The following is a 21,161-nucleotide window of genomic DNA, read 5'->3' on the forward strand; positions in this document are numbered from 1 at the left end:
CTATTCGGAAGACGCGGTATCCGGCGGGTGGCACGCTGTCCCCGCCGCACCATGCGGGTGCCGACAGAACACCGAGCCCGCCCGCAGGCAACGCTCATCCCTCGCTCTGTCCCGAGCTGGAGCCGATCTTCAGCGAGTTGAGCAGCGGGAGACCGCCGGCTGCCTGGTGCTTGGTGCTTGGCTGGGCGGGATGAGGAGTGGCCGATCCTCGCCCTCCGCTTCCCTTGGCCCAGCCGCTGACCTCACGTGCCTCTGTGCTCGGTCCCCCCACCGCGACAGCAGCCGCAGCCCGACCGGCTCCGCTCAGGCGCAGGCCTTGCTCCCCGGCGAGCCGCCGCATCGCCCCGGGGGGTGCCCCTATGTCTTTGGTCAAGGAAAACGGGGGTGCGTTGGGTCGGTGAGCCGGGCAGCATGGCGGGGTGGCTGATCTGCTGTGGGATGACGTGAGTTCCTTCTTCGACCCGGACTTGATGGGGTCGTTGCCGGACGTGCGTGTCCCCGATGCCTCGGTGGAGGACTGGCAGGCGGTCCTCGATCTTGTCGTGGAGAAGGGCTGGAAGTACCAGTACTCCGAGGGAGAGACGGTGCTTCCGGTGCCCCGGGCGGAGGCCGTGCTGTCCCGTCCGGCGGATGCCGAGTGCCCGGACCTGCGGGTCTGGCCGGCTGCCGATGTGTTGGCGATCTTCCGTTTTCATGCCGACGATGAAGTCGACTTCGACGTCGATCTGCGGGAGTTGCAGGGCCAGGATCGACTTGATGTGTTCTGCGGCTTCCTTCGGGAGATCGGGCGGCGGCTGGGTAAGCCTGTACTGATGGACCCGGAAGGCGGCTATGGCCATCCGGTGCTCGGCTTCGATGTCGAGGCCGATCGAGTCGTTCTCCTCGCAGACCCGCAGGTCAGGTGACTGAGGCAGACGGCTGCGGTTCATAGAAGGTTCCGTCGCGGAGCATGGCGAAGAGGACGTCGGCTCGTCGTCGGGCGAGGCAGAGCAGGGCCTGGGTGTGGTGCTTGCCCTGGTTGATCTTCTTGTCGTAGTAAGTCCGCGATGCCGGGTCGCCCAGGGCGGCGAAGGCGGAGAGGAAGAAGGCCCGTTTGAGCTGCTTGTTTCCTCTGCGGGAGGGTTGTTCGCCGCGGATCGAGGATCCTGAATTGCGGGTCGCGGGTGCGAGTCCGGCGTAGGCGGCGAGGTGGCCGGCGGTCGGGAAGGTGCTGCCGTCGCCGACCTCGATCAGGATTCTGGCTCCGGTCCTGACGCCGACTCCCGGCATCGACCTCAGGACCCTCGAAAGAGGGTGAGCCTCCAGGAGCTCCTCGATCCGCCCGGCCAACAGGTTCCGCTGGTCAAGGACAGCGGTCAGGGACCCGGCCAGGCTCGGGACGATCAGCGCGGCCGCCTCGGTCCCCGGAACGGTCACGGTCTGCTCGTCCAGAGCGGTGAAGATCTCCTCGACCAGTCGCTCGGCCATCCTCGGCGCCTTCGGCCGTAACAACGTCACCAGCCGCCGCCGTCCGGCCTTGCGGATCTGGGCCGGCGACCCGAACCGCTCCAGCAGGGCCAGGACGGCCGGATGTTGCAGCCGAGGCCCCAGCACCCGCTCGAGCGACGGATGGATCTGGGTCAGCAGGCCGTGCAGCCGGTTCGCGACCCGGGTTGCTTCGCCGGCCAGGTCGTCGTCGAACCCGACGATCATCTCCAGCTCGGCGATCGTCTCGTCCTCGCCGTCGATCGCCCGCAGGGTGTGAGGCATCGCGCGGGCAGCGTCCGCGATGATGAACGCGTCCTTCGCATCCGTCTTGGCCTCACCGGGGTAGAGGTCGGCGATCCGCCGCATCGTCAGGCCCGGAAGGTAGGCCACGGGGCAGTCCATGTCCCTCGCAACGGCCAGCGGCAGGGCCCCGATCGAGGCTGGCTGGTCGACCACGACCAGCACTGTTCCGTGCTTGGCCTTCAGCTTGGAGAAGAGTTCGCGGAGCTTCGGTTCGGTGTTGGGCAGGCGTTTGTCGAAGGCCTTCTTGCCGGTCGGTGTGACGGCGGTGGCGTGGTGTTCGCCCTTGCCGACGTCCAGGCCGAGGAAGACGTCGATGTCGCCGGTGTCGATCACGTGCAGGCCCCTCCGCTCACGCTTTCGTCCGGCCTTGCCTCGGCACCGAGCTGCCACATCCACGTTACGGAGAGCTCTTCCGGCTCGGGTGAAGCCGGTGCTCAAGCCCCTCATCAGCGGTCCGTCGATGCCTCCGGGCCCGGTGACACCACCCCCCTGAGGTGTCCCCCGGAGTGTGGACACGGGGGTCATGCTGCGAGTGTGAGTTTACGTCCTCGCTGGTGTTGCCGTTCGAATTCGGCGGGTGAGAGGTAGCCGAGGGCGCTATGGCGCCGGCGGGTGTTTGCCGCCAGGACCACCAGCGAGGTCAGAGCCGCCCATTTCACGGTGAATCGGGTGTGGTCGCCGAACTCGACCTTCGCCATGCCGACGAGGACGTAGACGGCCGGAACCAGCGGGCTCGACATGTGCGGCCTAGAACTGCAGGGACTTGGTCTGGAGGTACTCGGCGAGGCCGTGCGGGCCCAGCTCGCGGCCCACACCCGACTTCTTGTACCCGCCGAAGGGTGCGAGCGGGTTGAAGCGGCCGCCGTTGATGTCCACCTGGCCGGTGTCCATCAGGCGGGCGAAGGCCACGGCCGTCTCCTCGTCCGCCGCCCAGACGGCCCCGCCCAGCCCGTAGTCGGTGCCGTTCGCGATGGTCAGGGCCTCGTCCTGGTCCGCGTACGGAAGGATCGAGAGCACCGGGCCGAAGATCTCCTCCTGGGCGATGGTCATCTCGGGCGTGACGTCGGCGAAGACGGTCGGGGCGATGAAGTACCCCTGCGCGTGCGGCGCCTCGGGCCCGCCCGCGACGAGGCGCGCGCCCTCCTCCACGCCCTTGGTGATGAAGCCGCGCACGCGGTCGCGCTGCTTGGCGCTGACGACCGGGCCGAGGCGGGTGCCCGGGTCGAGCGGGTCGCCGGAGGCGTACTTGGCGGCGGCCGCGGCGGCGAGGGAGACCGCCTCCTCGTACTGGTCCCGGTGGACGAGCATGCGGGTGAGCGCGTTGCAGCTCTGGCCGGCGTTGTTCATGACGTGACCCACGCCTGCCGCGACGGCCTTGGCCAGGTCGGCTCCGGGCAGGATGACATTGGCCGATTTGCCGCCCAGTTCGAGGGCGACCCGCTTGACGGCGGCGCCGGCCGTGGCGCCGATCTGCTTGCCGACGGCGGTGGACCCGGTGAAGGAGACGAGGTCGACCCCTTCGTGGGCGGCCAGCGCCTGGCCGGCGACCAGGCCGGTGCCGGTCACCAGGTTGAAGACTCCGGCCGGGATCCCCGCCTCGTGCACGGCTTCGGCGAAGAGCTGTGCGGTCAGCGGGGTGTCCTCGGCCGGCTTGAGGACGATGGTGCAACCTGCGGCGAGGGCGGGCGCCACCTTGGCAACGATCTGGTGCAGCGGGTAGTTCCAGGGCGTGATCGCCCCGACCACGCCGACCGGCTCGAGCAGCACGGTCGAGTTCCCGATCCGCTCTTCGAAGGCGTACGAGGCCCCGAGCTCGGCGAACGAGGAGGCCACCGCGACCGGCGCCCCGACGTGGACCATCTCCGAGAAGCCCAGCGGCGATCCCAACTCGGCGGTGATCGTCTCGGCCAGCTCGCCCTTGCGGGCGATCAGCACGTCGCGCAGCGCCCCGATGAGGGCGGCGCGCTCGGCCGGGGGCGTGGCCGCCCAGGCCGGGAAGGCCGCGCGGGCCGCGCGTACGGCCGCGTCCACGTCTTCCGCCGTACCGGACGGGACCGAGGCGAGGAGCCGCTCGTCGGCCGGGTTGAGCACCTCTATCCGGTCGCTGCCGAGGGCGGCCCGCCACTCGCCGCCGATGTACATCCCGTCGTGGGCCTTCATGGCATTCCTCCCGAGCACGCACGAGCGCGTAGACCTGACGTCGCCAACACCCTACAAACTAGCGTCGGTAGTTTTGCGGGCGCCAGAGGCGGAGGGGGTCAGATGATGCCGAAAAGCATCCCTGCCGCCAGGACCACCAGCGAGGTCAGAGCCGCCCATTTCACGGTGAATCGGGTGTGGTCGCCGAACTCGACCTTCGCCATGCCGACGAGGACGTAGACGGCCGGAACCAGCGGGCTCGACATGTGCAGGGCCTGGCCGACCAGGGAGGCGCGGGCGATCTCGAGCGGGGACACCCCGTGGGCGGCGCCCGCTTCGGCGAGGACGGGCAGGACGCCGAAGTAGAAGCCGTCGTTGGACATGAAGTAGGTGAGGGGCAGGCTCAGCAGGCCGGTGACGAGGGCCATGTGCGGGCCCATGCCCTCGGGGATGGCCCCGACGAGCCAGTCGGCCATGTGCTTGACCATGCCGGTGCCGGTGAGGACGCCGGTGAAGACGGCGGCGGCGAAGACCATGCCGGCGACGTTCAGGACGTTGTCGGCGTGGGCGGCGATCCGGGCCTTCTGGTCCGGCATGTGGGGGAAGTTGACGGTGAGGGCGAGGGCGGCGCCGAGGAGGAACAGCACCGGGATGGGGAGCAGCTCCATGATCATGGCGGTCAGCAGGGTGACGGTGAGGCCCGCGTTGAACCAGTAGAGGCGGGGGCGCAGGGTCGCGCGGTGCGGGTCGAGGCCCTGGAGGCCGTCCTCCTCGGGGGCGCCGCCCGCGGCGGTGCCGGAGGACTCGGAGGCCCCGGAGGACGGGGCAGACGGGACGGACGGGGTACGTGCGCTCCCGCCGGCCGGGGTGCCGCCGGTGGCGGAGACCAGGACCTCCTCGGCCGGGTCCGCGTCGCCGGGGAGCGTCAGCAGCCCGATGCGGCGGCGCTCCTTGAGGCCGAGGACGTAGGCGAGGACGAAGACGAAGAGGAGGCCCGCCGCGAGCGCGGGGATCATCGGGACGAAGATGTCGGAGGCGTCCAGCTTGAGGGCGGTGGCGGCACGGGCCGTGGGGCCGCCCCAGGGCAGGGTGTTCATGACGCCGTTGGCGGTGGCCGCGACCCCCGTCATCACCACCAGGCTCATGCCGAGCCGCTTGTACAGCGGGTACATGGCCGAGACGGTGATCATGAAGGTGGTCGAGCCGTCACCGTCGAGCGAGACGATGGCGGCGAGGACCGCGGTGCCGACCACGACGCGCATCGGGTCGGCCTTGCAGAAGCGCAGGATCCCGCGCACGACCGGGTCGAAGAGGCCGACGTCGATCATCACGCCGAAGTAGACGATGGCGAACATCAGCATGGCGGCGGTCGGCGCGAGCTTGCCGACCCCGTCGATGACGTAGCCGCCGAGCTGCGCGCCCTGTCCGGCGAACACGCAGAAGAGCGCGGGGATGAGGACGAGCGCCGCGATGGGCGACATTTTCTTCAGCATGATCAGGACCAGGAAGGTCGCGATCATGGCGAAGCCGAGGAAGGTCAGCATGTGGGGGAACCTAGGTGCCGCCTCCCGGGGCCAACAAGACGTCCGCGCGTGAGCAATACGAGCAAAACCCCAGCTCAGAGGATGGGTGTCAGTTCCACGGGGAAACCGTTGAGCACGGCCGTGCCGGAGAGCGGGTCGAGGCGGGTGCCGTCGAGGAGCTGGTTGACGTTGACTCCGGGCGCGGCCGCGGCCACCGAGAGGCGGGTGCCGGCGCGGTCGTGACCCCAGCCGTGCGGGAGGCTGACGACCCCAGTCCGGACGGCGTCGGTGACTTCGACGGGGACCTCCAGACTGCCGCCGTCCGAGCTGACCTTGGCCGGCGCCCCGTCGGTGAGCCCGAGCCGGGCGGCGTCGTCGGGGTGGACCTGGAGGGTGCAGCGGTTGGAACCTCCCACCAGGGCCGGGACGTTGTGCAACCAGCTGTTGTTGGACCTCAGGTGGCGGCGGCCCACGAGCACCAGGGCGGCGGGGCGGTCGGCGAGCGCCGCGCGCAGCCGGGGAAGCTCGGCCGCGATCGGGTCCGGCAGCAGCTCGATCCTGCCGCTGCGCGTCTTCAGCAGACCCGGGAGCCGGGGCCGCAGCGGGCCCAGGTCGATGCCGTGCGGGCGCGCGAGCAGCTCCTCCAGGCTGAGGCCGGGTCCCGGCGCGCCGTCGGGCAGGGCCGCGCCGGCCTCCGTACCGCCGCCGGCCTCCGTACCGCCGCCGGAAGCGGTGCCGGCGGCGGAAGCGGTACCGGCGGCGATGCGGGCAACGGTGTCGGCGTGGCCAGTGGCGGCGGCGGTGTCGGCCGCGGGGGCGGCGGCAGCTGCGCTCCGGCGGGTGTCCTCGGTGCTGTCCGGCCGGGTGGCCGCGGGCAGGGCGGATTCCGCGCCGAACCGGTCCCCGTACGGGCCGAGGCGCAGCATCAGGTCGAGGCGGCGCTCGGGGCCGCGGGCCCCGCAGAGCAGCCCGGCGAGGCGTGCCGGGTCCTGCCCGTGCAGCGGGGAGCACGGGTCGGCGCTCTCCCGGGCGAGGGTGGCCTGGATCGCCAGGTCGTCCACGGCCGCCGGGTCGGCTCCGTGCATGCCGGAGACGGCCAGGACGAGGCGCGCGTGGATCTCGCACTCGTCCATGCGGCCCTCTTCGAGCGGGACGGCCCGCGGCGAGTAGCGGACCTGGTTGTGGATGGCGAAGGTGTTGAAGGAGAAGTCGAAGTGGGCGCTCTGCGAGGACGGCGGCGGGGGCAGGACGACGTGCGCGTGGCGTGAGGTCTCGTTCAGGTACGGGTCGACGCTGACCATGAAGTCGAGCCCGGCCAGGGCCTCGTCGAGCCGCCGGCCGTCGGGGGCGGACAGCACGGGGTTCGCCGCGATGGAGACGACGGCACGGATCCGCCCCTCCCCCGGGGTCTCGATCTCCTCCGCCAGAGCGGCCATGGGGAGCTCGGCCTTGGCCTCGGGGTGGCCGCTGACCCGGCTGTGCCAGCGGCCGAGGCGGAAGCCCTTGCCGGGGCCGGCCGGCCGGGGTGCGCGGTCGGTCGCGGACAGCGGGAACAGGGCTCCGCCCGGACGGTCGAGATTGCCGGTCAGGACGTTCAGCACGTCGACCAGCCAGCTGGCGAGCGTGCCGTACGCCGTCGTGCTGCTGCCGATCCGCCCGTAGACGGCGGCGGTCGGCGCGGCCGCGAGGTCGCGGGCGAGGGCGCGGATCTCTTCGGCCGTGAGGTCGCAGGCGGGGGCAACGGCCTCAGGAGTGAAACTACCGAGCGCTTCGGCGAGTTCCCCGATCCCCTCGGTGAGTTCCGCGAGCGCCCCGAGGCCCGTCTTCTCCTCGGCGAGCAGGGTGTGGGCCAGGGCGGCGAGCAGCAGCGCGTCGCTCCCGGGGCGCGGCGCGAGGTGCCGGTCGGCGAGTTTGGCGGTGCGGGTTCGGCGCGGGTCGACGACGACGAGGGTCCCGCCCCGGGCTCGCAGCGCCTTGAGCCGGCCGGGGAAGTCGGGGGCGGTGCACAGGGAGCCGTTGGACTCGACCGGATTGGCCCCGAGGAGCAGCAGGAAGTCGGTGCGGTCGAGGTCGGGGACGGCAATGGCGAAGGGATCGCCGAAGAGCAGCCCGCTGGAGACGTGTTTGGGCATCTGGTCGAGGGTGCTGGCGGTGAAGAGGTTGCGGGTGCCCAGCGCCTTGAGGAGCAGCGGCGGATAGAGGTGGCCGGCCATGGTGTGGGCGTTGGGGTTGCCGAGGACGACGCCGACCGACTGGGCCCCGTACTCCCCCACGAGGGCGGGGACGGCGGCGGCGATGGCCTCGAACGCCTCCTCCCAGGTGGCTTCCTGAAGCCGTCCGTCGCGCCGCACGAGGGGGCCGCGGAGGCGGTCGGGATCGGCGTCGAGTGCTCCGAAGGCGGCGCCCTTGGGGCAGATGAAGCCGCGGCTGAACACGTCGTCGCGGTCGCCTCGGGCGCCGGTGACCGTGGTGCCTTCGATGGTGAGGGTGAGGCCGCAAGTGGCTTCACAGAGGGGACAGACGCGCAGGGCGGTGCGGGGCATGGGCCCTCCAGGGGCGGCAGGCTGCGGCACGGGGGCGCGGCTGGTGCGGCCGCGCGGGCGGCACCGAGCATACCGACCGGTAGGGACGCTGGGGAGGGGTCGACGGTACCCGGTCGGCGGCACCGCGCCGGCGGCACCCGGCCGCCGGAGGGGTGCGTCAGTCCAGGACGCGGGCGAGGTAGGCGTGCATCATCGCGCGGGTCTCGGCGACGATGCCGGGGTCGCCGGCCGGGTCGTTGCGGAAGGCGAGCTTGGTCAGCGCGTCGGTGGCCTCGACCGCGACCAGGACGGCCCGTTCCAGGACGGGGTCCGGGGTGAGGGCGAGGTGGCCGGCGAGGAGCGCGGTGAGGCGGACGGCGACGAGGTGGTTGGGGTCGGAGGCCGGCCCCTCGGAAGGCGGCGCGGGCACCCCGAAGTCGACGAGGGCGAAGCCGGGAACGCTGCGCTTCATGACGAGGTACTCGTCCAGCACCACGTCCACGACCGGCCGCCACTCGGTGGCCCGGAGGTCGGCGAGCCGCTCTTCGATGGCGTCGGCGTAGGTGTCGAGGTTGCGGTGGGCGAGGGCGATGGCCATGGCCCGCTTGTTGCCGAAGAACCGGTAGACCGAGCCGATGGGCACGCCGGCCCGCAGGGCGACGGCCCGGGTGCTGAGGTTCTCGTACCCGGTCTCGTCCAGGAGTTCGGCACAGGCGTCGAGGATCCGGGCGAGCCGGTCGGCGCTGCGCTGCTGGATCGGCGTGCGGCGCAGGGGGTGGGCTGGGGACACGGGGTCCATCATGCCGCTCCTTGGTTCACAGGTCTGCGGCGGCACCGGTCCGCCGCGTCAGTTCAGCAGCAGGCTGAGGCCCCCGACGGTGTAGGTGATCATCAGCGCGAGCAGCGGCAGTTGCCCGGCGACGGCTTTCGCAGGCGGGAAGAGGCGTACGGAGCGGTCGTGCGCGGCGATGACTCCGAGCACGTGGCCGGTGACGACGGCGAGGACCTGGAGGGCGGCAAGGCCTCCGGGGCCCAGTGGTGGCAAGGGTTCCGGGGCGTTGTCAGTGCCGAGTGCCATGCTCACTGTGCGTGGTCCTTCGACTACCAGGAGGGAGAAGTAGTGGGCGATGAGATAGCCGAGCGCGATCGGTACGAGTGAGTGCGCGAAGGCGGTCAGCGGGCCGGGGTGCGGGCCGCAGACGAGGCGGGTGGCCGCCGCGCAGAGGCAGTAGAGGGCGGCGACGAGGGCGATGGAGCCGAGGAGTCCGAGGGTGGCCGCGGTCGTGCGGCCGAGGGGGGAGGTCTGGATCGCGTTGATCCACGAGGGGTTGTCGGAGAAGCCGTCGTAGGCGGTGGAGCCGAGCAGGACGCAGACGGTGGCGACGAGTCCGGGCCGCTCGGGCGTCGCGTCGAGTCCGTGAAAGGGGTTGCGCAGGACGAGGCGGCCGTCGTCGCGGCGGCCGAGGGGGGAGAGCCGGGCCAGGAGGGCGGAGTAGGCCTCGAAGGCGTCTCCGTCGGCGAACCAGCGCTCGCCGTAGCGGGCGGCGAACAGGAGTTGGACGGTCGCGTAGCCGGCCAGCGCGAGCAGGAGGGTGGTGGTGGAAGCGGGATCGGGAGAGACGAGCTCGAGCCAGGTGAAGGCGAACAGTCCGGCGGCGGCCGGCCATTGTCCGAGCCGCGCGGGGAGCGGGCGGGCCTGGCGGGGCCACCGCCGGGCGAGCGGGCGGTACAGCGCGCGGAGCGGGTTGAGGAGGCGCCAGACGGGGCCGAGAAGGAGGGAGGCGGGCACGAGGCCGACCCAGAGGAGTACGTAGACGGCGCCGGGAGCGGGGTTGCGGGCGGGGTCGTCGGGACCGAAGAGGAGGTGCAGGAGTACGGCGAGCGCGGCGGCCAGGCCGAGCCCGCGCAGGGCGGTGCGGGTGGCCGGCGCGTCGGCCACCCGCTGGAGCCCGGCGGGCAGGGCGATGCCGGAGCGGTCGCCGCGGAAGCGGGAGGCGGACCAGAGGAGTCCGAGGGCGAGGAAGGAGACGAAGAGGGCGGTGAAGGCGCCGGCGAACGCGTAGAAGGGAGAGATGGGCAGGTCGTGCTGGGATCCGATGCCGTGCGCGAGCTGGGCGAGTGGATCGGCCGGGTGGAGGACCACGCCCTGGCCGGGTCCGCCGCCGAGCGGCTCGTACGGGGCCGCGCCCGGCGCGAGCGGCGGCGGTACGGCCGGCCAGGCCGGCGGCGGCGCTGCCACGGCCGGGTTCACCGCCGTGCGCTCGGGGCGGGGGCCCCGGGGGTTCCTCGCGACCCGCACGACGTCCTCGCGGAACTCCTGGGGATAAGGCTTGGGCACAGCGACATCCTTCCCACCTGCCATGCAAGGCAAGCCAGTTCAGATGTCACCCGATCGTGCGGCAGACCCCCCCTTCGTGCCGTACTCGTCGGAGATCGAGATGGAGAGGTGCACGCTGCACATCTGGCCGGGGGTGGCGCCGGGGTAGTCGAGCCTGATTCCCGGTGACTCGTCCGGGTACGTATCGAACACCCACGTCGCCGGACCGGTGTGAAACGCGGAAGGGGCCTGCCCGCAGCCATGCCCAGGCTCCGGCACGTTCTCCAGTTCCGCAGAACCGTCCGCCCGGACCGTCAGGCGTCCGCCACTTGAGGCTGACCAGACCCCTTCCACGTCATTGACGGCGAGCGGCGGACCGCTGCGGTCCTCGGTCAGGTCGACAGGGAAACTGGTCAGCGCCGCGATGACACAGCCTCCGGCAGCAACCGACAACCAGACAAATCGCCGCGGCAGATCAGTCACTGACATCCTCATCTCAAGCAGGTGCCCTGGGCATTCCCCGGCACTCCTCAATCATGATCCAGACGTTAATCAGATGGAACCCTGCTTGGAGGGACGGGCCCAGCCGGGAACAGGGTGGGTCATGTAGCCCTGGCGCAGCCCGTGGTCATGAAGCGTGATCGTCGAGCCGTCCGGGCCCAGCACCCCACTGACACGAAACCGGCACGTCGCACAACGTTGAGGGATGCGGCCGGGGTTGTGATGACGGACAGGTACCGTTTGGCCATGGATCCTTCGGGGGCGAACACTACTGACAACGAGAACACCGGGCGGGCGGCGGTCATCCAGTACTTCGGCTTCGCGATCGCCGTCGCGGCCGAAGGCGTCGGCCTCGTGGTTCCTCCCGACGAGACGACGCCGTAGGGATGAACCAGCGAATAGAACTGCACCTGGCCGGCGCACGACTGAACCTCCACAGGGAGCGGTGGCTCGCAGAGGGCTTGTCCGTATCGCCCACCCTGTGGCGACATCAAGCGGGTTCACACGCACCCGCCGAGCGCGGGCCGCTCACGGCCCCCGACGGCCTGGCTGTACGGATCACAGGACCGGACTGGGGCGTGGTCCTGTCCGTCGAGCTGCAGCCCGACGGGACGGCAGGTCTGACGTACCACGCACCCCTCGGGTGGGTGGAGGAGCGCATGGGTGTCCGCTCTCTCGAAGCATGGGACGCACTGCTGGACAACGCCGTCCGGCGCGCTTGCGGCCTGAAGGTGCAGCACGCCCACTTGCTTGCCGCCAGCTGCACCACGGGCTGGCTCGACTGGTTCCACGGCGAGTTGTGGCTACTGCCGGACTCCCTGGTTCGCATTCGCAGCGGATTCGCCGACACCGTCGTGAACTCCATCAGTCCCGGCGTACGGGAACACACCGCCACCAGTGTGATCGGCTACGACCCGGCGGCCGTCCTAGGGGGCACCGCACCAACAAGGTCATTCCCTTCGACGGCATCGCGCACGCCAGCCTGCACCGCGGTCTCACCACGTCCAGCCTTGCCGTGACGATGACGGACGGCACCCGCCACAAACTGCTGTGGCTGTCCTCCGAACCAGCCCGCCGCGTACTGACGGACCGGCTGCTGCCCGTACTCGGGTCCCGCCTGACCCGGTGATCGGAGTGTGCCTCAAGATCACGGAACTACAGCCTGCCTGGCTACGGCCGGTGTCACGGTCTAGGTGTACTGCCTCGGGAGGTTGTGGACGGGTGATGGAGGTCTCGGTTGAGGGGTCTTGAACGGGTGAGGGCCTTCCGGGTTCGGTGTGGATTGCGACGTCTACACCGACCAGAAAGGCCCTCGTGGTCCACCGTAATGCACCCCTGACCGAGACCGGACGGCTGCGTCTGGCCCGCTGCGTGGTCGAGGACGGCTGGCCGCTTCGCCGGGCCGCCGAGCGTTTCCAGGTCTCACCGACCACCGCTCAGCGGTGGGCCGCCCGCTACCGCAAGCTCGGCGAGGCCGGAATGCCCGACCACTCCTCCCGCCCGCATCACAGCCCGAAGCGGACCCCCACCCGCACCGAACGGCGGATCATCAAGGTCCGCCTCCTGCGGCGCTGGGGCCCCGCCCGCATCGCCCACCTGCTGCGACTGGTGCCCTCGACCGTGCACCGGGTCCTGGTCCGCTACCGCATGGCCCGTCTCACTCACCTGGACCGGGCCACCGGACGTGTCATCCGCCGCTACGAACGCGAGCGCCCGGGCGAACTCGTGCACGTCGACATCAAGAAGCTGGGCAACATCCCCGACGGCGGCGGCCACAAGACCCGCGGACGACAGGACGGCCGCAAGAAACGTGGTGCCGGCTACAGCTACATCCACACCGCCGTCGATGACCACTCCCGCCTGGCCTACAGCGAGATCCTGGCCGACGAGAAGAAGGAAACCGCCACCGCTTTCTGGGCCCGTGCCCAGACCTACTTCACCTCGTGCGGCATCACCGTCGAGCGCGTCCTGACCGACAACGGTTCCTGCTACAAGTCGTACGCCTGGCGCGACCTGCTGGCGGCGGCCGGGATCGCCCACAAACGAACCCGGCCCTACCGGCCCCAGACCAACGGCAAGGTCGAACGCCTCAACCGCACCCTGCTGGACGAGTGGGCCTACGCCCGCCCCTACCGGTCAGAGACTGAACGCCGGGCAGCGTTCCCGCAGTGGCTGCACACCTACAATCACCACCGCGGACACACCGCGCTCGCAGGCAAACCACCCGCCAGCCGCATCCCCAACCTCACAGGGCAATACATCTAGGCCGGAACCGTCCTCAAACCGCGGAGGGCTTTCCCGCTCGATGGGGCAGGACCGCACAGGCCGGTACTTTCCCCCGGCGCCGGCAGGGTTGATGTGGGTCAAGACCGCAGAAGAGAGCGACGGGGAGACGAGCTACGAGCTTGGCCGGGTACCGGGCAGCCAGGCACCGATGGAGTACACCGAACTCGTGTTCCCTGCCATCACACCGCAGGTCCGTGGGCCCATCTCACAGCCGCATTACGCTCTCCCCGCCGTACGTGCTGCTGCCGAACCCGACCCGCTCAAAGCAGCTCTCAATGCGGTCTGGGATGCGCTGAACACGTACGGAGAGCACTACCTGAAGTTGCTGGGTGAGATCCGGTCGATCTGGGGCGGGCGGATATCCGTACCGGATGCAAAGACACGGCCTGCTGATCTGGGCCGACGAGTGCGGAGCGGACGAGGGAGCGTAGCGATGGTCAACTACCGGGTGAGGTGGGTACGCGCGCGCGACGGCAAGGCCATGGTGTCCGCGGTGAGCTACGACCAGCCCAGCGCCGAGCACCGCAAGGCAGATCTCGAGGCCGAGGGCGCCACGGACATCAAGATCGTGAAGGTGCGGGCCGGCGAGTAGGGCCGCCCGATTCGCGTGCACCCGGCCGTTTCCACGGCACACGCGGGCGTTGAATGCGAACAGCCCCCTCGACCTGGTGGTCGAGGGGGCTGTTGCGTTGGTAGCGGGGACAGGATTTGAACCTGCGACCTCTGGGTTATGAGCCCAGCGAGCTACCGAGCTGCTCCACCCCGCGTCGGTGAACACCACCCTACGGCACTGGCCCCACTCCGAAGCTGATTCCAAACAGTTGACCTGCGGCTTCGGGGTTCAGAAACAGCTTGCAAGGACCACCAGCGACTAGGGTCTGCTCGACATCGACGAGACCGCGGCCCGCGGCCCGCGAGGACCGACCCGTACGGCGCCGGGCCGGTGGATACTCGGGGCATGACTGTCTCCAACCCCGGTCTCGACGACGCCGTGCTGTACAGGCTGAAATTCGCCCGCCGGCTTCCCCCGAGCCTGTCTGCGCTGACCGGGCCCGTCCACGGAGTCATCGAGCTTCCCCTACACGTGGCCTGGTCCGGGCTGCGCGCCTTCGACCTCGACCAGCCCCGCCAGCGCATGGGCCTCTACCGCACCGTCCTGGCCGAAGGCACCCGCGAGGACCTGTGCCGCTTCCTGAACGCAGAGCTACTCGCCAGCCTGTGGCCGGTCCTGCGGACCCTGGCCGGACCGAGCGTGCGGGGCGTGTGGGAGGAAGCCTTCCCCCAGCTCCGGGAGAAGACCGCGGCGTGAAGATGCCCGACTTGCATGCGCGGCTGCTCGCCGACGTGCTCGCGCTTGGATCCCCCTACCCCCTGGTCCTGACCGGCGGCTACGCGGACAGGCGCACGTGTGAGCGTTCACGTTTTTCCCCATCGGGTGGTTTGAGCTTCATGTAATTCCTCATCCCGACTTCTCCTAATTGGCCATGGGTACGACGGAGTTCGGGATCGAGGGACCTGGTCATCGCGGAGGCGCATGGGCGGCCCTGGGCCTGTGGTTCGGAAGGCCGATGGTCAGCCCGGATGGCAAGGAGAACGTTCGTCGTGGTCGACATCACCGAGATCTATGTCCACTGGTACGCGGGCCGCTCGAAGAGCGAGCTGGCCGCGTCGCTGGGGGTGGACCGCAAGACGATCAGGAAGTACCTGGAGCCGGCGGAGGCGTCCGGGATCACGCCGGGCGGACCGCCGATGAGGGAAGCCGACTGGGCCAAGCTGATCAAGAGCTGGTTCCCCGAACTCGGCGACCGGCGGCTGCGGCAGATCACCTGGCCCGACATCGACCAGCACCGCGACTACATCAAGAACCTGCTGGGGACGGTGACCGTCTCCACGATCCACCAGCGGCTCCGGGACGAGCACAAGCTGGACGTGTCGATCTCCTCGTTCCGCCGGTGGGTGCACGCCACGCTGCCCGATGAGACGGCAAGGTCCCAGGTCACGGTCTTGCGGGATGACGTCGAGCCGGGATCGGAGGCTCAGATCGACTACGGTCACCTGGGCCAGTGGACCAATCCGAAGACCGGTAAGCGCCACCGGATCTGGGCCTTCGTGATGGTGCTGCCGTGCTCGCGGCACATGTTCGTCCGCCCGGTCCTCTACCTGCACCAGCACGCTTGGACCGAGGCCCACGTCGCCGCATTCCGCTACTTCGGGGGCGTCCCGCGCCGACTGGTGCCGGACAACCTGCGGACGGGGGTCGACAAGCCTGATCTCTACGATCCGAAGATCAACAAGGCATATGCTGAGCTCGCCACCCACTACGGGGCCTTGGTCGATCCTGCCCGTGCTGCCCGGCCCAAGGACAAGCCGCGGGTCGAGCGGCCGATGCCCTACATCCGGGACTCGTTCTGGCGGGGGCGGGAGTTCACCTCGATCGAGCACATGCAGGCCGAGGCTGTGACCTGGAGCCAGAAGGTGGCTGGCCGACGGCAGTGCCGGCCGTTGCAGGGAGCCGCACCGATGGCGGTGTTCGAGGCCGTCGAAGCCGAGACCCTGCTGCCGCTGCCGCCCACGCCGTTCGTGCTGGCCCGCTGGTCGACGGCGGTGGTCGGGCCGGACATCCACGTCAAGGTCGGCCGCACCCTCTACTCGGTGCCCTGGAAACTGATCGGCCGCAGGGTCGACGTCCGCTCGACCGCCACGATGGTGCAGGTCTTCCTCGACGGCGACCTGGTCAAGACCCACGTGGCACTTGAGCAGGGCAAACGCACCGACAGGACCGACTACCCGCCGGAGAAGATCGCCTTCCAGATGCGCACGCCGATCTGGTGCCGGACCCAGGCATCCGAGGTCGGGGACGCCTGCCGGACCGTCGTCGACCAGCTGCTGGAGGTCAACGCTCTCTACCGGCTCCGCGCCGCCCAGGGAATCCTCGGCCTGAAGAAGAAGTACGGCGACGCGAGGCTGGAGGCCGCCTGCGCGAGGGCCATCACGGTCGGAGATCCGTCCTACCGCACCATCAAGGGCATCCTGATCGCCGGCACCGAGACCGATCCGGAGCCCGAATCCAGCGGGGACGCGGGAGCCGCGGCCTTCCTCCACGGGCCCAAGCGGCTCTTCGCCTCCGTCGCCCCGTCCGAGACGGCGGACGAGCTCCACGACGACCAGGTCCACGGCGAAGCTGAGGGAAGCATCTGATGAGCGTGATGGACTCTGCCCTGCGTGAGTCGCTGAAGTCGCTGCGGCTCTCAGGAATGCTGGAAACCCTCGATGCCCGCCTGGCCCAGGCTCACGGCGGCGAACTCGGGCACCTCGATTTCCTCCAGGTCCTCTGCCAGGACGAGATCACCCGCCGCGAGACCGTCACCTTCCAACGGCGCCTGACCCGGGCGAAGTTCGAGCAGCAGGTCACCCTGGAGGAGTTCGACTTCACCGCTTCCTCAAAGCTGCCGGCCGCCCAGATCCGCGACCTCGGGGCCCTTCGCTGGCTCCACTCCGGCGAGTCGGTCATCCTCTTCGGCCCGGTCGGAGTCGGCAAGACACACGTCGCCCAGGCCCTCGGCCACCTCGCCGTCCGCCAGAGCGCCCACGTCCGGTTCGCCAAGACCAGCCGGATCCTCGCGGACCTCGCCGGCGGCCACGCGGACCGCACCTGGGACAAGCGGATCCGTGAACTGGTACGGCCCGACGTGCTCATCCTCGACGACTTCGCCATGCGCCAGCTCGGAGCGTCGTCGCCGAGTCGCTGCTGGACCGGCTGATCAACACCAGCCACCAGGTCATCATGAACGGCCCCAGCTACCGCCCGAACAAGCGACCCAAGAACCCCACCGACAAGCCGGCCAAACCCACGATCACCTAGGCGGTTTCGTTTGGATCATCTGGCAGACCAGAGGACGATGCCCGCGACTTGGCAGCAGCTGGCCACCAGGCAACCAATCGGGCGGCCATCGCTTCCGGCCGCAGGCCCAGAGGGTCGAGACCGAAGTGATCCTCCAGTTCGTGCCGCAGGAATACACCGATCTCGGTCTGGTTGGCGCCACCGTGGAGCCGCTGGAGCAGAGGCGCGAGCATGCAGTCGTACTCGTCCTGCACATCGTCGGCGACGCCTATCGGATCCCACTCATTGAGTAGATGCCGCAGGGCGTTCTCGGTGACGTCGGTTCCAGGTCGCATCGTTCCAGGGTGCCACCCAGGAACCGTCGTCACCACTGGCCCCCACCGTGATCCAAACGAAACCGCCCAGCTAGGACCACCTCCCGGACGGCTGGCCGACGATGATGTCGGTCCGGGGTGAGATCGTTTCCCGCATGGCCGACACAGAGGAAGCAGAAACCGACGTTGAGCACGCCGTCATCGTCCGCTATCGACTGGCCGATGACGGCCTTGGCAGACCCAGCCAACGGGAGGTCGTCCTTCAAGCCCAGTCCCTCCTGAACGAGGCGATCGAGCAAGCCGATGTCGGCGAGTTCGACGGAAACGAATACGGAGGCGGCGAGGTTGTCCTCTATGCCTACGGACCGGACGCCGATGCACTCTTCACCGTCATGGCACCCATCCTGCATGGCCTGCCGTTCCGGCCAGCACACGCCGTCTTGCGCTACGGCTCCGTTGATGACCCATCGGCTGCCGAACATCGCATCGACCTCTGACGAGACGAGTCGCCAGTCCCAGCCCCGGACGGGCACCTGGGGAATTACGTGAACTTCCCCCTGGGGAATTACGCGAACGTCCACAGCCCTCGACCTACGTCGGCACCAGCCCGGAAGCCTCGTACGGCTCGCGCCGTATCTCCACGAGCGGACCGCCGGGCGGATCGGCTCCCTCGCCCGCCTCATCCGCCAGGCTGCTCTCACGGCTCTGACAGACGGCACCGAACGCATCGCCAAAGCCACCCTCGACCACATCCGCCTGGACCACCTCGCCGAACAACACCACGCTGGTCGCCTGCGCGCTGCGCATCGAGCGGGCGGCCCTGCGCAGCGGCCGCGAGCGGGGCGCGCCCGAGCGGTACGAGGTCCTGCGCACCGGCATGGGCCCGCGCGCGGCCGAGCGCGCCGTCGGCCGGGCGCTCGCCGGTCCGGAGCTGCGCGGGGCCGCCGTGCTGGCCACCGGATTCTGCGCCGGGCTGCTGCCCGGCATGAGCCCCGGCGACCTGATCGTCGCCGAGGAGACCCGGGACCCGCGCGGCACGGTCGCCTGCGCCGGTACCGCCCTGCTCGCCGAGGCGCTGGCCCGGGCCCTGCCCGACCGGACCGTGCACCTCGGCGCACTGACCGGATCCGACCACGTCGTCCGGGGCCAGGAGCGCGCGCAGCTGCGCGCCACCGGTGCCATCGGGGTCGACATGGAGTCCGCGGCCACCTTGTGGACCGCGACCCGGGGCGGGACCGTTGCCGACGGTGCGGAGCGCCCGGTTGCGGCCGTCCGGGTGATCGTGGACGCTCCGGAGCATGAGCTCGTCCGCATCGGCACCGTTCGGGGGGGAATATCAGCCTTTCGCGTACTGCGTGCCGTACTGCCCGCGTTTTATGACTGGCACCGTTCTTTGCTGCTCCCCAGGAGGTGAGCCAGATGGCAATGCCACTGCGACAGACCATCAGGGTCGGGACGTATCTTCTCGAACAGAAGCTGCGCAAGCGTGAGAAGTTCCCGCTGATCGTCGAACTGGAACCCCTCTACGCCTGCAACCTCGCCTGTGAGGGGTGCGGCAAGATCCAGCACCCGGCCGGCGTGCTCAAGCAGCGCATGCCCGTGGCGCAGGCCGTCGGGGCCGTGCTCGAATCCGGCGCGCCGATGGTGTCCATCGCGGGCGGCGAGCCCTTGATGCACCCGCAGATCGACGAGATCGTGCGCCAGTTGGTGGCGAAGCGGAAGTACGTCTTCCTCTGCACCAACGCGATGCTGCTCCGGAAGAAGATCGAGAAGTTCACGCCGTCCCCCTACTTCGCCTTCGCCGTGCACATCGACGGACTGCGCGAGCGCCACGACGAGTCGGTGGCGAAGGAGGGCGTCTTCGACGAGGCGGTCGCCGCCATCAAGGAGGCGAAGAGCCGCGGGTTCCGCGTGACGACGAACTCCACCTTCTTCAACACGGACACCCCGCAGACGATCATCGAGGTGCTCAACTACCTCAATGACGACCTGCAGGTGGACGAGATGATGATCTCGCCCGCCTACGCCTACGAAAAGGCACCCGACCAGGAGCACTTCCTGGGCGTGGAACAGACCCGGGAACTCTTCAAGAAGGCCTTCTCGGGCGGCAACCGCAGGCGCTGGCGCCTCAACCACTCCCCGCTCTTCCTGGACTTCCTGGAAGGCAAGGTGGATTTCCCGTGCACCGCCTGGGCCATTCCGAACTACTCGCTCTTCGGCTGGCAGCGCCCCTGCTATCTGATGAGCGACGGATACGTGCCCTCGTACCGGGAGCTGATCAACGACACCGACTGGAGCAAGTACGGCCGCGGCAAGGACCCGCGCTGCGCGAACTGCATGGCGCACTGCGGGTACGAGCCCACCGCGGTCCTCGCCACCATGGGGTCGCTGAAGGAGTCGCTGCGCGCGGTCCGCGAGACCATGGGCGGGAACCGGGACAAGTCGGCATGAGCGCGGGCCACGCGCGCCGGGCGGGGGAGGCGGCCGCGGCAGGCGGGGCGTCGGCCGCGGCGGGCGGATCGGGCGGGCGCGGCCGGGGCAAGGGCTTCGACCTCGGCGCCCTGCTGGCCGAACGCGGCGCGGAGCGGTACGAGCTGCACGCCCGCCACCTCAACCACCAGCTGCCCCGGATGCTGCACACCATCGGCTTCGACAAGGTCTACGAGCGGGCCCAGGGGGCCCACTTCTGGGACGCCGAGGGCAACGACTACCTCGACATGCTGGCCGGGTTCGGGGTGATGGGCCTCGGCCGCCACCACCCGGTGGTCAAACAGGCCCTGCACGACGTCCTGGACGCCCAGCTCGCCGACCTCACCCGCTTCGACTGCCAGCCGCTGCCCGGGCTGCTGGCGGAGAAGCTGCTCGCCCACAGCCCGCACCTGGACCGGGTCTTCTTCGGCAACAGCGGCACCGAGGCGGTGGAGACGGCCCTGAAGTTCGCCCGGTACGCCACCGGGCGGCCCAGGGTCCTCTACTGCGACCACGCCTTCCACGGGCTCACCACCGGCTCGCTGTCGGTCAACGGCGAAGCCGGCTTCCGGGACGGCTTCGCCCCGCTGCTCCCCGACACCGGGATCGCGCTCGGCGACCTGGCCGCCCTGGAGCGGGAGCTGAAGAAGGGCGACGTGGCGGCCTTCGTCGTCGAGCCGATCCAGGGCAAGGGGGTGCTCGCCGCCCCGCCCGGCTTCCTGGCTGCCGCGCAGGAGCTGCTGCACCGGCACAAGGCGCTGCTGATCGCGGACGAGGTGCAGACCGGCCTCGGACGGACCGGGGACTTCTACGCCTACCAGCACGAGGCCGGGGTGGAACCCGACCTGGTGTGCGTGGCCAAGGCCCTCTCGGGCGGCTACGTCCCGGTCGGCGCGACCCTGGGCAAGGACTGGATCTTCAAGAAGGTCTACTCGTCCATGGACCGGGTGCTCGTCCACTCCGCGAGCTTCGGTTCCAACGCGCAGGCGATGGCGGCCGGACTCGCGGTGCTCTGCGTCATGGAGGACGAGGGGGTGGTGGCCAACGCCCGCGCGATGGGCGACCTGCTGCGCGGCCGCCTCGCCGGGCTGGTCGACGAGTACGAGCTGCTGCACGAGGTACGGGGACGCGGGCTGATGATCGGCATCGAGTTCGGCCGGCCGTCCTCGCTGGGGCTGCGGAGCCGGTGGACCATGCTGCAGGCGGCCCGCAAGGGGCTGTTCGCGCAGATGGTCGTGGTGCCGCTGCTGCAGAAGCACCGGATCCTCACGCAGGTCTCGGGCGACCACCTCGAAGTCATCAAGCTGATCCCGCCGCTGATCGTGGACGAGGCGGACGTCGACCGGTTCGTCGGCGCCTTCCGCGAGGTCATGGACGAGGCGCACGGTGGCGGCGCGCTGATGTGGGACTTCGGCAGGACGCTGGTCAAGCAGGCGGTCGCCAACCGCTGAGCGGACGGGCGGGGCGGGCCGCCGGGTC

General features: G+C 70.0%; 21 protein-coding genes, 1 tRNA gene and 1 pseudogene. 13 read left to right on the forward strand and 10 right to left on the reverse strand.

What is annotated here, in order from left to right:
- The first annotated feature begins 419 nt into the window (after positions 1-419).
- Complete coding sequence (locus tag DRB96_RS36520) at positions 420-905, forward strand: hypothetical protein (protein ID WP_112452284.1); 486 nt, start codon at positions 420-422, stop codon at positions 903-905.
- Here DRB96_RS36520 and DRB96_RS36525 read toward each other — a convergent pair.
- The 8 genes from DRB96_RS36525 to DRB96_RS36565 form a co-directional block, all read right to left on the reverse strand.
- Positions 898-2,100, reverse strand: coding sequence for an IS110 family transposase (locus tag DRB96_RS36525; RefSeq protein ID WP_204358110.1), 1,203 nt, complete (start codon positions 2,098-2,100; stop codon positions 898-900). The two genes, DRB96_RS36520 and DRB96_RS36525, sit on opposite strands and share 8 nt — an antisense overlap.
- Positions 2,101-2,291: 191 nt before the next feature.
- Positions 2,292-2,510 (reverse strand): hypothetical protein, encoded by a 219-nt coding sequence (locus DRB96_RS36530; protein WP_162689037.1) that lies wholly within the window; start codon positions 2,508-2,510, stop codon positions 2,292-2,294.
- 7 nt (positions 2,511-2,517) lie between these two features.
- The gene (locus tag DRB96_RS36535) at positions 2,518-3,930 is read right to left on the reverse strand and encodes an aldehyde dehydrogenase family protein (protein ID WP_112452287.1); all 1,413 of its coding nucleotides are present in this window, start codon (positions 3,928-3,930) and stop codon (positions 2,518-2,520) included.
- A gap of 98 nt (positions 3,931-4,028) precedes the next feature.
- Positions 4,029-5,453 carry a citrate:proton symporter gene (locus DRB96_RS36540; protein WP_112452288.1) on the reverse strand — a complete coding sequence of 475 codons (1,425 nt, stop codon included), beginning with the start codon at positions 5,451-5,453 and terminating at the stop codon, positions 4,029-4,031.
- 74 nt (positions 5,454-5,527) lie between these two features.
- Positions 5,528-7,975 (reverse strand): molybdopterin oxidoreductase family protein, encoded by a 2,448-nt coding sequence (locus tag DRB96_RS36550; protein ID WP_239516502.1) that lies wholly within the window; start codon positions 7,973-7,975, stop codon positions 5,528-5,530.
- A 157-nt stretch (positions 7,976-8,132) separates the two neighbouring features.
- Positions 8,133-8,753, reverse strand: a complete 621-nt coding sequence (locus DRB96_RS36555) for a TetR/AcrR family transcriptional regulator (RefSeq protein ID WP_112452289.1) — start codon at positions 8,751-8,753, stop codon at positions 8,133-8,135.
- Positions 8,754-8,801: 48 nt separating this feature from the next.
- Positions 8,802-10,097, reverse strand: coding sequence for a hypothetical protein (locus DRB96_RS36560; protein ID WP_112454180.1), 1,296 nt, complete (start codon positions 10,095-10,097; stop codon positions 8,802-8,804).
- Between the two features lie 234 nt (positions 10,098-10,331).
- Positions 10,332-10,754: a hypothetical protein gene (locus tag DRB96_RS36565; RefSeq protein ID WP_162688862.1), complete on the reverse strand. Its 423-nt coding sequence runs from the start codon at positions 10,752-10,754 to the stop codon at positions 10,332-10,334.
- Positions 10,755-11,018: 264 nt separating this feature from the next.
- Here DRB96_RS36565 and DRB96_RS43405 point away from each other — a divergent pair, with 264 nt between their 5' ends.
- The 4 genes from DRB96_RS43405 to DRB96_RS45395 all read left to right on the forward strand — a co-directional run bounded on the left by DRB96_RS43405 (position 11,019) and on the right by DRB96_RS45395 (position 13,650).
- The gene (locus DRB96_RS43405; RefSeq protein WP_162688863.1) at positions 11,019-11,156 is read left to right on the forward strand and encodes a hypothetical protein; all 138 of its coding nucleotides are present in this window, start codon (positions 11,019-11,021) and stop codon (positions 11,154-11,156) included.
- A gap of 194 nt (positions 11,157-11,350) precedes the next feature.
- A complete protein-coding gene (locus tag DRB96_RS36570) occupies positions 11,351-11,791 on the forward strand; it encodes a hypothetical protein (protein ID WP_112452291.1) in 441 nt (146 codons plus the stop codon).
- A gap of 295 nt (positions 11,792-12,086) precedes the next feature.
- Positions 12,087-13,037: an IS481 family transposase gene (locus tag DRB96_RS36575; protein ID WP_112452292.1), complete on the forward strand. Its 951-nt coding sequence runs from the start codon at positions 12,087-12,089 to the stop codon at positions 13,035-13,037.
- A gap of 91 nt (positions 13,038-13,128) precedes the next feature.
- A complete protein-coding gene (locus DRB96_RS45395) occupies positions 13,129-13,650 on the forward strand; it encodes a hypothetical protein (protein ID WP_239516513.1) in 522 nt (173 codons plus the stop codon).
- Positions 13,651-13,748: 98 nt separating this feature from the next.
- On the opposite strand, the gene DRB96_RS36585 is transcribed toward DRB96_RS45395, so the two are convergent.
- Positions 13,749-13,825: transfer RNA gene (locus DRB96_RS36585), tRNA-Met, on the reverse strand.
- 191 nt (positions 13,826-14,016) lie between these two features.
- On the opposite strand from DRB96_RS36585, the gene DRB96_RS36590 reads away from it, so the two are divergent.
- The 3 genes from DRB96_RS36590 to DRB96_RS36600 all read left to right on the forward strand — a co-directional run bounded on the left by DRB96_RS36590 (position 14,017) and on the right by DRB96_RS36600 (position 16,819).
- Positions 14,017-14,367, forward strand: coding sequence for a hypothetical protein (locus DRB96_RS36590; RefSeq protein ID WP_112452293.1), 351 nt, complete (start codon positions 14,017-14,019; stop codon positions 14,365-14,367).
- A 293-nt stretch (positions 14,368-14,660) separates the two neighbouring features.
- Positions 14,661-16,256 carry an IS21 family transposase gene (gene istA, locus DRB96_RS36595; RefSeq protein WP_112452294.1) on the forward strand — a complete coding sequence of 532 codons (1,596 nt, stop codon included), beginning with the start codon at positions 14,661-14,663 and terminating at the stop codon, positions 16,254-16,256.
- Positions 16,256-16,819, forward strand: coding sequence for an ATP-binding protein (locus DRB96_RS36600; RefSeq protein ID WP_275432048.1), 564 nt, complete (start codon positions 16,256-16,258; stop codon positions 16,817-16,819). Before istA ends, DRB96_RS36600 begins: the two co-directional genes overlap by 1 nt.
- Positions 16,820-16,916: 97 nt before the next feature.
- On the opposite strand, the gene DRB96_RS36605 is transcribed toward DRB96_RS36600, so the two are convergent.
- Entirely contained in the window at positions 16,917-17,234 is a 318-nt protein-coding gene (locus DRB96_RS36605) for a hypothetical protein (protein WP_112452295.1), read from the reverse strand.
- Between the two features lie 134 nt (positions 17,235-17,368).
- On the opposite strand from DRB96_RS36605, the gene DRB96_RS36610 reads away from it, so the two are divergent.
- The 5 genes and pseudogenes from DRB96_RS36610 to DRB96_RS36630 all read left to right on the forward strand — a co-directional run bounded on the left by DRB96_RS36610 (position 17,369) and on the right by DRB96_RS36630 (position 21,133).
- Complete coding sequence (locus DRB96_RS36610; protein WP_239516514.1) at positions 17,369-17,710, forward strand: hypothetical protein; 342 nt, start codon at positions 17,369-17,371, stop codon at positions 17,708-17,710.
- Between the two features lie 85 nt (positions 17,711-17,795).
- Positions 17,796-17,996 (forward strand): annotated as a pseudogene (locus tag DRB96_RS45400) (ATP/GTP-binding protein); the annotation flags it as partial.
- Position 17,997: 1 nt separating this feature from the next.
- A complete protein-coding gene (locus DRB96_RS36620) occupies positions 17,998-18,627 on the forward strand; it encodes a 1-hydroxy-2-methyl-2-butenyl 4-diphosphate reductase (RefSeq protein ID WP_112452296.1) in 630 nt (209 codons plus the stop codon).
- Positions 18,628-18,632: 5 nt separating this feature from the next.
- Positions 18,633-19,664, forward strand: coding sequence for an adenosyl-hopene transferase HpnH (gene hpnH, locus DRB96_RS36625; RefSeq protein WP_112452297.1), 1,032 nt, complete (start codon positions 18,633-18,635; stop codon positions 19,662-19,664).
- Positions 19,661-21,133, forward strand: a complete 1,473-nt coding sequence (locus DRB96_RS36630) for an aspartate aminotransferase family protein (protein WP_239517809.1) — start codon at positions 19,661-19,663, stop codon at positions 21,131-21,133. Before hpnH ends, DRB96_RS36630 begins: the two co-directional genes overlap by 4 nt.
- Positions 21,134-21,161 lie beyond the last annotated feature (28 nt).

It is taken from the genome of Streptomyces sp. ICC1, from assembly GCF_003287935.1.
GTDB lineage: Bacteria > Actinomycetota > Actinomycetes > Streptomycetales > Streptomycetaceae > Streptomyces > Streptomyces tritrimontium.